This window comes from Pseudomonas sp. SZ57, from assembly GCF_009495975.1.
GTDB classification, from domain to species: domain Bacteria; phylum Pseudomonadota; class Gammaproteobacteria; order Pseudomonadales; family Pseudomonadaceae; genus Aquipseudomonas; species Aquipseudomonas syringae.
On record NZ_WIBD01000037.1, the window covers coordinates 23,234 to 33,095 of the forward strand.

At 61.1% G+C, this 9,862-nt stretch carries 9 protein-coding genes; 5 read left to right on the forward strand and 4 right to left on the reverse strand.

Going from position 1 to position 9,862, the window contains the following annotated elements; genetic code table 11:
* Nucleotides 1-16: 16 nt before the first annotated feature.
* On the forward strand, nt 17-970 hold the full coding sequence (locus GE543_RS25885; protein ID WP_003414626.1) for an adenosine deaminase: 954 nt from the start codon (nt 17-19) through the stop codon (nt 968-970).
* 188 nt (nt 971-1,158) lie between these two features.
* Here the strand turns inward: GE543_RS25885 and GE543_RS25890 are convergent, their stop codons facing one another.
* Nucleotides 1,159-1,851: a helix-turn-helix transcriptional regulator gene (locus GE543_RS25890; RefSeq protein WP_003393423.1), complete on the reverse strand. Its 693-nt coding sequence runs from the start codon at nt 1,849-1,851 to the stop codon at nt 1,159-1,161.
* Nucleotides 1,852-2,287: 436 nt separating this feature from the next.
* The gene (locus GE543_RS25895; RefSeq protein WP_003414623.1) at nt 2,288-3,211 is read right to left on the reverse strand and encodes a LysR family transcriptional regulator; all 924 of its coding nucleotides are present in this window, start codon (nt 3,209-3,211) and stop codon (nt 2,288-2,290) included.
* Between the two features lie 117 nt (nt 3,212-3,328).
* Between GE543_RS25895 and GE543_RS25900 the strand changes: the two genes are divergently transcribed.
* A complete protein-coding gene (locus tag GE543_RS25900; protein ID WP_153222687.1) occupies nt 3,329-4,342 on the forward strand; it encodes a zinc-binding alcohol dehydrogenase family protein in 1,014 nt (337 codons plus the stop codon).
* 75 nt (nt 4,343-4,417) lie between these two features.
* Here the strand turns inward: GE543_RS25900 and GE543_RS25905 are convergent, their stop codons facing one another.
* Nucleotides 4,418-5,614, reverse strand: coding sequence for a multidrug effflux MFS transporter (locus GE543_RS25905; RefSeq protein ID WP_004409609.1), 1,197 nt, complete (start codon nt 5,612-5,614; stop codon nt 4,418-4,420).
* 137 nt (nt 5,615-5,751) lie between these two features.
* On the reverse strand, nt 5,752-5,949 hold the full coding sequence (locus GE543_RS25910) for a heavy-metal-associated domain-containing protein (RefSeq protein WP_003414616.1): 198 nt from the start codon (nt 5,947-5,949) through the stop codon (nt 5,752-5,754).
* Between the two features lie 170 nt (nt 5,950-6,119).
* On the opposite strand from GE543_RS25910, the gene GE543_RS25915 reads away from it, so the two are divergent.
* The 3 genes from GE543_RS25915 (at nt 6,120) to cueR (ending at nt 9,163) form a co-directional block, all read left to right on the forward strand.
* Entirely contained in the window at nt 6,120-6,500 is a 381-nt protein-coding gene (locus GE543_RS25915) for a hypothetical protein (protein ID WP_003318651.1), read from the forward strand.
* Nucleotides 6,501-6,569: 69 nt separating this feature from the next.
* On the forward strand, nt 6,570-8,768 hold the full coding sequence (locus tag GE543_RS25920) for a cation-translocating P-type ATPase (protein ID WP_046237117.1): 2,199 nt from the start codon (nt 6,570-6,572) through the stop codon (nt 8,766-8,768).
* Nucleotides 8,765-9,163 carry a Cu(I)-responsive transcriptional regulator gene (gene cueR, locus GE543_RS25925; protein WP_046237116.1) on the forward strand — a complete coding sequence of 133 codons (399 nt, stop codon included), beginning with the start codon at nt 8,765-8,767 and terminating at the stop codon, nt 9,161-9,163. The genes GE543_RS25920 and cueR overlap by 4 nt, the downstream gene beginning before the upstream one ends.
* The last annotated feature ends 699 nt before the right edge of the window (nt 9,164-9,862 follow it).

The following is a 9,862-nucleotide window of genomic DNA, read 5'->3' on the forward strand; positions in this document are numbered from 1 at the left end:
CTGATGAGAAAAGAATATGTACGACTGGTTGAACGCCCTGCCCAAGGCAGAACTGCACTTGCACCTCGAAGGCTCGCTGGAACCCGAGTTGCTGTTCGCCCTGGCCGAGCGCAACAGGATTGCCCTGCCGTGGGATGACGTCGAAACCCTGCGCAAGGCGTATGCCTTCAACAACCTGCAGGAATTCCTCGATCTGTATTACCGGGGCGCGGACGTATTGCGCACCGAGCAGGACTTCTACGATCTGACCTGGGCTTACCTGCTGCGCTGCAAGGCACAGAACGTTGTCCACACCGAACCGTTCTTCGATCCGCAGACCCACACCGACCGTGGTATCCCGTTCGAAGTGGTGCTGGCCGGGATTACCGGGGCGCTGAAAGACGGCAAGTCGAAGCTGGGTGTCGACAGCGGGCTGATCCTGAGCTTCCTGCGTCACCTGTCCCAGGAAGAAGCCGAAAAAACCCTCGATCAGGCGCTGCCGTTCCGTGATGCGTTCGTTGCCGTGGGCCTCGACAGCTCGGAAATGGGTCACCCGCCAAGCAAGTTCCAGCGTGTGTTCGATCGCGCGCGCAACGAGGGCTTCCTGACCGTGGCCCACGCCGGGGAAGAAGGTCCGCCCGAATACATCTGGGAAGCACTGGACCTGCTGAAGATCGAGCGCATCGACCACGGTGTGCGCGCCATCGAAGACGAGCGGCTGATGCAGCGCATCATCGACGAACAGATCCCGCTGACCGTCTGCCCGCTGTCCAACACCAAGCTCTGCGTGTTCGACGACATGGCCCAGCACAACATCCTCGACATGCTCGAGCGCGGCGTGAAGGTCACCGTCAATTCAGACGACCCGGCTTACTTCGGTGGCTACGTGACCGAGAACTTCCACGCGCTGTACACCCACCTGGGCATGACCGAAGATCAGGCCAGACGCCTGGCGCAAAACAGCCTGGATGCACGACTGGTCAAGCCCTAGAGAGTGATTGAGCGGCTACCCCCATCGTTCCTCACGCTCCGCGTGGAAATGCCTTTCGCGACGCTCTGCGTCGCAAGAGGACGCGGAGCGTCCGGAACTGCATGCCAACGCGGAGCATTGGCACGATAGGGGTGGCGCGGGCATAACCATCGTTCCTCACGCTCCGCGTGGGAATGCCTGTCGCTCCGTCAGGCCGCCGCCGCGATCTTGCTGATTTCCCGCTGCCCACTGGATGAGACCTGCAAGGTGCTGGACTCTTCAGTGGTACGCAGCCAGCCCATCTGAATGAACAGCTGCAACAACCCCGCCCCCAGCGCGCCGCCCAGATGCGGGTTGCGATCGTTCCATTTCGGACAGACACACACCGTTTCACGCTTGCGTTGCGCCAGTGCGGGTATGTAGATGCCGCGCTCGGCAAATCTGGCCACGCCCTTGCTGGTGACCTCGACGCGCTTTTCCTGCTGCTCTATCCAGCCGGCTTCCAGCAGGCGCTGATAAAGCTCGGCAGCCATTTCGCCACCCAGATGATCGGAGCAGATTCTCGCGCGGCGCAGCGGCAACGGCGGCGTAGGCTGGGCAAAGCGACGATTGATCTGTTCAGCACTGGCCAGCGAAGCACAGGCCAAGGCCTCGACCGCCGCCCCCACTTCCGGCGCGGCGAGGCGAAAGAAGCGCTTGCGGCCGCGGACCTCCTGTTTCAACAGACCGCCACTGGTCAGCCGCGCCAGATGGGCGCCAGCAGAAGAAGTCGAGAGTCCCGCCAGGATTGCCAATTCATCGGCAGGGCGAGCAGTACCATCCATCAGTGCCCAGATCATTGCGCTGCGCTTGGGGTCGGCCAGCAAGGTTGCGATCTGGCTGATGCAAGGTCCGTATTCCATGTGTTCACTCCCTGTTGAAACATTCATCTATGGTGATGACTGGGTGAAAGCAATCACGCCTCGATAGAGTTGAACGTGGCTCTTATATGTCATGACAAGTATAAACTCTATGCCCTGCGCCCCCGCGGGGTGAAAAACGCCTCTTACACACCGTGGATGCATTACGACGCAAAAAATCGCCCAACTGTGGCGCGTTCCCTGAACACCAAGTTGTTCCCACAGCTACGCCGCAACCCCTCTATCCAAGGGGTTTGCAGCGACACTTCAAAAGGGGATTAAAAAGACAAGCGTAATGGCTATGACAAAAATGCCAAATCCACTCAACAACAGTCAGTTTCAACTTTGTTCCAGCAGCGAAACTTCGCGTTATTGAACGGCCTTCGAAAATTATATTTTCCGACACTTCCGAAGGCCATTTCCTACTGGAACGCGGCGATTAAAACACGCTTGCGGACGACAGACTTACAGCATGTTGCTTACACCGTAACCTGAGCATTTCCAGTAACAGAATGACAGGCTTGCTGAGTTGCGCCCGATGCGCGCACAACAGGTTCAATGGCGCCCGCTCCCCGATCAGGTCAGGCATCAACACTTTCAGGTGCCCGGCCCGCACATCTGCGGCCACGTCCAGCCAGGATTTGTACGCCACACCTTCGCCCGCAACCGCCCAGCGGCGCACGACGTCGGCATCGTCGCTGAACCGGTTGCCGCTGACCGTCAGACTGATTTCGCGCTTGCCGTCGTTCAGCGTCCAGCGGTCATGGACACGATCGCCGAGCATGAACAGCAGGCAGTTATGCTGCGCCAGTTGCTCGACCTGATGCGGCTCGCCATGACGCTGCAGGTAACTCGGCGCCGCACACAATACCCGGCGGTTGTCAGGCAACACCGGCAGGGCGACCAGGCTGGAATCTTCCGGCTCGCCGTAGCGCAGCGCCACGTCGACAGGCTGGCGGAACAGATCGGCAATACGATCACCCAGCAGCAGACGCACAGTCAGTTGCGGGTGCTGCTGTTGAAATTCGTCGAGCCACGGCAACAGCACGTTGCGCCCCAGATCCGAAGGTGCCGAAAGTTGCAGCACGCCCTCGCAACGGTCCTGGCTGCTGGCCAGCAAGCGCCGCCCCTCCTCGAGGCTGCCCAGTGCAGCACGCGCGTATTCCAGAAACCCCTCGCCTTCGGCAGTCAGGCGCAGGCTGCGCGTCGAACGGGCCAGCAAGCGCGTCCCCAGTTGCCGTTCGATACGCTTGAGCGCCGCGCTGGCAACCGCCGCAGACATGTCCATGACCCGCGCTGCGGCAGAAAGGCTGCCCAGATCCGCCGCACGTACGAACAACTGCAAGTCATCAAAACGCAGCATCAAGGCCTCGTATTATCAAAATAAAATTGAAAGAGCCTGCCGTTTTAGCGGGTTTTATCTTTACTGGAAATAGCCAATGATCTCTTCATCATTTTTTATTTCGGAGAAGACCCTGACATGAAAGCCATTGCGTACTACCAGTCCCTGCCCATCAGCGACGTAAAATCATTGCAGGATATCGAGCTGCCCGAGCCGACTGCTGGCGCTCGCGATCTGCTGGTCGAGGTCAAGGCTATCTCCGTCAACCCGGTGGACACCAAGATCCGCCAGAACGTCCAGCCTGAGGACGGTGCAGGCAAGGTGCTGGGCTGGGACGTGGCGGGTGTGGTGAAGGCTGTCGGCAGCCAGGTCACGCTGTTCAAGCCGGGCGACAAGGTGTTCTATGCCGGTTCTCTGACCCGGCCAGGTGCCAACAGCGAGCTGCACGTGGTGGACGAACGCATCGTTGGCCACATGCCCAAGACCCTGAGCTTCGCGCATGCGGCGGCGCTGCCGCTGACAGCCATCACCGCCTGGGAACTGCTGTTCGAGCGACTGCAGATCCCGCAGCAGAAAGGTGAAGGCGCACACAGCCTGCTGATCGTCGGCGCCGCCGGTGGCGTGGGTTCGATCCTCACCCAACTGGCGCGCAAACTGACATCGCTGAAAGTCATCGGCACCGCCTCGCGGCCCGAGACCGAAAGCTGGGTCAACGAACTGGGGGCACACCATGTGCTGGATCACAGCAAGCCGCTGAGCGAAGAACTCAAACGCATCGACCTGAAACACGTGACCCATGTGGCCAGCCTGACCCAGACCGAGCAGCATCTGGATCAGCTCGTCGAGGCGCTCAAGCCTCAAGGCAAGCTGGCGCTGATCGACGATCCCAAGTCGCTGGATGTGTCGAAGCTCAAGCGCAAGAGCCTGTCGCTGCATTGGGAGTTCATGTACACGCGGTCGATGTTCGAAACGGAGGACATGATCGAGCAGCACAATCTGCTCAACCGGGTTGCCGAGCTGATCGACGCCGGAACGTTGAAAACCACCTTCGGTGAGCACTTCGGCACCATTAATGCCGAAAACCTGCGCCGCGCTCATGCCCTGCTGGAAAGCGGCAAGGCCAAGGGCAAGATCGTACTGGAAGGCTTCTGAGTCGCAGAGGCCTGCGCCAGATGAAGTCGATGATGTCAGTCACGCCCGGCGCGACTGACATCATCGCTTTGGCGATCAGGCGGTCTGGAGCGATGCGTCGCGCCGGGCCTGCGCACGGCGCGTCAGCACCGAGAGCCCCACGGTCAGCACGCCGCACAGGCTGATGACCAGCGCCATCGGCGTGGCCGTGCCGTCATGCAGCAAGCCCACCAGACTGGCGGCCACGGCGGCAACGCTGAATTGCAGACAACCCAGCAACGCCGAGGCACTGCCCGCGCGCGCCCACTGGCCATTCATGGCGCAGGCCGACGCATTGGGGATGATGCACCCCAGGCTTGCCACACAGATGAACAGCGGCACCAGCAGCGGCCAAAGCGCCTCGGTGCGCAGCAAGCTGATCGCCAGCAACACCAGCCCCGCAGCCAGGTAGATCCAGACCGTGCGCGACAGCAAAAACGCCGGACCGGTCTTGCGCAGAATACGCGCGTTGATCTGCGCCGCCAGAATGAAGCCCGCCGCATTCATCCCGAACAACCAGCCGTAGTGCTCGGCAGGTACGCCATACAATTTGATGAACACAAACGGCGAGCCTGCGACGTAGGCGAACATCCCGGCCATGGCGATGCCGCCGGTCAGCGCATGACCGATGAACACACCATCCTTGAACAGATTGATGTACTGCCCAGGCGCGCCGCTCAACGGCTGGCGCGGTGTAGTGGCCGGCATGCTTTCCGGCAACCCCAGTGCAACCGCCGCCAGACAGGCACCGCTGAACAGGGCGAGGCTGACGAAGATCGATTGCCAGCCAAAGGTGCTGACCAGCACGCCGCCCAGCATCGGAGCCAGTATCGGTGCCAGACCCATGACCAGCATCAATTGCGAGAAGACCTTGGCCGACTCGACGGCGTTGCACTTGTCGCTGACGATGGCTCGTGACAAGACCATCCCGGCACAGCCGCCCAGCGCCTGCACGAAGCGTGCACCAATCAGCCATTCAAGACTCGGCGCAAAGGCACAGGCGACCGAGGCGAGCATGAACAGGGTCACGCCGACCAGCAGCGGAATGCGCCGACCGAACCGGTCAGCCACCGGGCCATAGGCCAGTTGTCCCAGGGAAAGCCCCAGAAAGTAGGCCGCCAGGGTCAGTTGTACGTGTTTTTCATCGGTCCCGAAATACGAGGCCATGGCTGGAAAGCCAGGAAGATAGAAGTCGATGGCCAGAGGGCCGAAGGCGCTCAATGAGCCAAGGATAAGGATCGTTCGTAGATTCATCGGGTGTCCATTAACGGATGCAGAGCAGCGGTCTAGTTTAACCGGCTTACCTTGCAGAGAACGACGGACGGGGAAATTAATTCAAAACTTTTCAATATTTACAGACCGGGAGACCGCATCGATCTCCCGGGCCTTGATCATGCCGGCTGCGCCTGATAACCCTCTTCGCTGATCAAACTGACAATCCGCTCGGGCGACAGGCTGCTTTGCACCTTGACCTGCTTGCTGGCCAGTTCGACCTGAACATCGGCACTCGGGTCGTCATTCTTGATTGCCTCGGTCACTGCGCGAACACAATGCCCGCAGGTCATGCCTTGAACGTTGAATAACTGCATGGTGTCACTCCTTCAGTGATGAACAGCGAGCATCTTCAACCTTGTCATCATGGCAAGGTCAAGTTTCTGCCATTGCTGCCGGGCTGGCATTCGGCGTAATCGTGAGCCAAGCTGGGATATCGACACCTATACCGTCACCGTCAGCCACATTTACATCAGGAGTATCAGCGATGCGCTGGTCAGCAGTCAGCCTCTTCAGCATTCTCGGTTTCCTGGCTATCACACCTGCCACTCAGGCAGCTCAGGACTACGGCATCCTGATCATTTCCCGAGAGCGCCTGGAAGTCGCGACTTCCTGCGAGATCGGCATCTACGTGCAGGACCGTCTGGCCGGGAGGCTGTATCAGGAGGACTCGGTGTCCTTCAACCTGCCTGCCGGTGAAGTCTCGGTGCGGCTGAGCACTCTGCGCGGCAATGTCGTGGGCTGTGAGCCCGGCATGGAAGCGCCGCGCAGCACCAAGATCCAGTTGCGCGCGGGGGATATTCTCAAGTACCGCATCGCCGCCGACCTGAACGGAATGTACCTCAAGAAAGCTGACCTCAACTATTGATTCGCGCTTGACCTTGCCCGTATGGCAAGGTTGATCCTTGCAGGTAGCCAGCCTCAGGGAGTGATTCACATGCCAGACACCACCACCTTCGACCTGCCGATCAGCGGCATGACCTGCGCCAGTTGCGCAGGTCGGGTCGAGCGTGCCCTGGCCAAAGTGCCGGGGGTCAACAGCGTGACGGTCAACCTGGCCAATGAACGCGCCCATGTAGACACCGCAGCGCACACCGATCCGCAAACCCTGATCGACGCCGTCAGCCGTGCCGGTTATGGCGCCACGCTGAGCCAGGATCGTCACGCCGAAGCCGACCAGAAAGCCCGTCACCTGCACCACGAGCGCTGGGCCTTGCTGCTGGCCATCGTGCTGGCGCTGCCGTTGATCCTGCCGATGTTGTTGTCACCGCTGGGCGTGCACTGGATGCTGCCTGCGTGGGTGCAATTTGCACTGGCGACGCCGGTGCAGTTCATCCTTGGCGCACGCTTTTATGTGGCCGCCTGGAAAGCCGTGCGCGCAGGTGCCGGCAATATGGACCTGCTGGTCGCGATCGGTACCAGCGCCGGCTACGGCCTGAGCGTCTATCAATGGCTGCACGCTGCGCCCGGAACGACGCCGCACCTGTATTTCGAAGCATCGGCGGTGGTGATCGCACTGGTGCTGTTGGGCAAATACCTGGAAAGCCGCGCCAAGCGCCAGACCGCCAGTGCCATCCGCGCCCTTGAAGCACTGCGCCCGGAGCGCGCCCTGCGGGTGGTCGACGGCCTTGAACAGGACGTGGCGATCAGCGCGCTGCAGCTCGATGATCGGGTGCTAGTCAAACCCGGCGAACGTTTTCCGGTGGACGGCGAAGTGGTCGAAGGCCGCAGCCATGCCGACGAAGCGCTGATCACCGGTGAAAGCCTGCCGGTGGTCAAGCAACCGGGCGACAAGGTCACCGGTGGGGCAATCAATGGCGAAGGCCAGTTGCTGATCAGGACCACGGCGCTGGGCGCGGAAACGGTGCTGGCGCGCATCATTCGTCTGGTCGAAGACGCACAGGCAGGCAAGGCTCCAATCCAGAAACTGGTGGATAAAGTCAGCCAGGTGTTCGTGCCCACAGTGTTGGTGATTGCCTTATTCACACTGGCCGGCTGGCTGCTGGTCGGTGCCTCGCTTGAAGTTGCGCTGATCAATGCCGTCGCCGTACTGGTGATCGCCTGCCCTTGCTCTCTGGGCCTGGCGACTCCGACAGCGATCATGGCCGGGACCGGCGTGGCAGCGCGTTACGGCATTCTGATCAAGGACGCCGAGGCATTGGAGCGGGCTCACGAGGTTGATGCAGTGGTGTTCGACAAGACCGGCACGCTGACTTCCGGCACGCCGCGTATCACCAACATGAGCGCGGTGCTGGGCAATGAAGAACACCTCTTGCAACTGGCGGGCGCACTGCAACGCGGCAGTGAACACCCCTTGGCCCGAGCGGTGCTGGATGTCTGTCATGAATGGCAACTCACGCCTGATGCCGCGCAAAACAGCCGCGTCCTGAGCGGTCGGGGCATCGCTGGCACCGTTGAAGGCCTTGAACTGGCGCTGGGCAATCGACGTTTGCTGGAGGAAAGCGGCCTGCCAATGGGCGATCTGGCCGAGTCCGCGCGCATCTGGGAAGCCGAGGGGCGCACGCTGTCGTGGCTGATCGAGCAGGCTCCGGAGCCGAAGGTGATCGGTATGTTTGCCTTTGGTGACACGCTCAAGCCCGGAACCGATCAGGCGATCAAAGCGCTGAATGCGCGGGGCATCAGCAGCCATCTGCTGACCGGCGATAACCGTGGCAGTGCTCAGGTGGTTGCCAGGGCACTGGGAATAAACGACGTGCATGCCGAAGTATTGCCTGCTGACAAGGCGGCCACTGTCACTCAACTGAAAAGCCACCATGTGGTGGCGATGGTCGGTGACGGCATCAACGACGCGCCGGCGCTGGCGGCGGCGGATGTCGGTATCGCGATGGGCGGCGGGACCGATGTCGCCATGCATGCAGCGGGTATCACCCTGATGCGCGGCGACCCGCGACTGGTTCCGGCGGCACTGGACATCAGCCGAAGGACCTACGCGAAAATCCGCCAGAACCTGTTCTGGGCGTTCGTCTACAACCTGATCGGCATTCCCCTCGCGGCGCTGGGCTATCTCAATCCGGTATTGGCGGGCGCGGCCATGGCGCTGTCGAGTGTCAGCGTGGTGAGCAACGCGCTGCTGCTGAAAACCTGGAAACCCCGCGACCTGGAGGACGCACCATGAATATCGGTCAGGCGGCGAAAAGCAGTGGCTTGAGCGCGAAAATGATCCGCTATTACGAGTCCATCGGCCTGCTGCAGGCAGCGCATCGCAGCGACAGCGGCTATCGCCTGTACAGCGCGGACGATCTGCACACGCTGGCGTTCATCAAGCGCTCAAGGGATCTGGGGTTTTCGCTGGAAGAGGTCGGCAAACTACTGACCCTCTGGCAGGACCGCCAGCGAGCCAGCGCCGACGTCAAGGCACTGGCCCGTCAGCATATCGCCGAGCTGAACCGCAAAATCGACGAACTGGCGAGCCTGCGCGACACGCTTCAGGAACTGGTGGAACACTGCCAAGGCGACGACCGCCCCGACTGCCCGATCCTCAAGGACCTGGCGTCAGGCGGGTGTTGCTAGCCACTTCCACAAGGGTCTCACCGCATCCACTCGATGGAGCGCCTGTACGCGCTCCGTGGGAGCAAGCTTGCTCGCGAAAGGGCCGGTACAGGCTCCGAAAACAGTGCGTCTGATCAATCGCCTTCGCGAGCAAGTTGGCCCCCACAAGGGGCTTACTGCATGCAATCGGCGGAGCGCCTGCCACACGCACTCACTGTGGGAGCGAGCTTGCTCGCGAAAGGGCCGGTACAGGCTCCGAAAACAGCGCGTCTGATCAATCGCATTCGCGAGCAAGCTCGCTCCCACAAGGGTCTTACTGCATTCAATCGACGGAGCGCCTGCCACACGCACTCCCTGTGGGAGCGAGCTTNNTTCGCGAGCGAGCTCGCTCCCATAGTGGTCTTACTTACTGAATCACTCGACGGAGCGCCTGACACACGCACTCACTGTGGGGGCGAGCTTGCTCGCGAAAGGGCCCGTAAATGCTCAGAAAACAGCGCGCCTGATACATCGTCTTCGCGAGCAAGCTCGCTCCCACAAGGGTCTTACTGCATTCAATCGGCGGAGCGCCTGCGACACGCACTCACTGTGGGAGCCAACTTGCTCGCGAAAGGGCCGGTACTCGACCCGAAAGCTGCGCGTCTGTTCCATCGCGTTCGCGAGCGAGCTCCCACAGCGGGATTCCTAACTGACTGACTCCCCGGAGCGCCAGCCGACCGC

Bases quoted from the DNA above. Each gene is read 5' to 3' on its own strand.
- GE543_RS25885 (WP_003414626.1), top strand. From the start codon at position 17: ATGTACGACTGGTTGAACGCCCTGCCCAAGGCAGAACTGCACTTGCAC.
- GE543_RS25890 (WP_003393423.1), bottom strand. From the start codon at position 1,851: ATGGAATACGGACCTTGCATCAGCCAGATCGCAACCTTGCTGGCCGAC.
- GE543_RS25895 (WP_003414623.1), bottom strand. From the start codon at position 3,211: ATGCTGCGTTTTGATGACTTGCAGTTGTTCGTACGTGCGGCGGATCTG.
- GE543_RS25900 (WP_153222687.1), top strand. From the start codon at position 3,329: ATGAAAGCCATTGCGTACTACCAGTCCCTGCCCATCAGCGACGTAAAA.
- GE543_RS25905 (WP_004409609.1), bottom strand. From the start codon at position 5,614: ATGAATCTACGAACGATCCTTATCCTTGGCTCATTGAGCGCCTTCGGC.
- GE543_RS25910 (WP_003414616.1), bottom strand. From the start codon at position 5,949: ATGCAGTTATTCAACGTTCAAGGCATGACCTGCGGGCATTGTGTTCGC.
- GE543_RS25915 (WP_003318651.1), top strand. From the start codon at position 6,120: ATGCGCTGGTCAGCAGTCAGCCTCTTCAGCATTCTCGGTTTCCTGGCT.
- GE543_RS25920 (WP_046237117.1), top strand. From the start codon at position 6,570: ATGCCAGACACCACCACCTTCGACCTGCCGATCAGCGGCATGACCTGC.
- cueR (WP_046237116.1), top strand. From the start codon at position 8,765: ATGAATATCGGTCAGGCGGCGAAAAGCAGTGGCTTGAGCGCGAAAATG.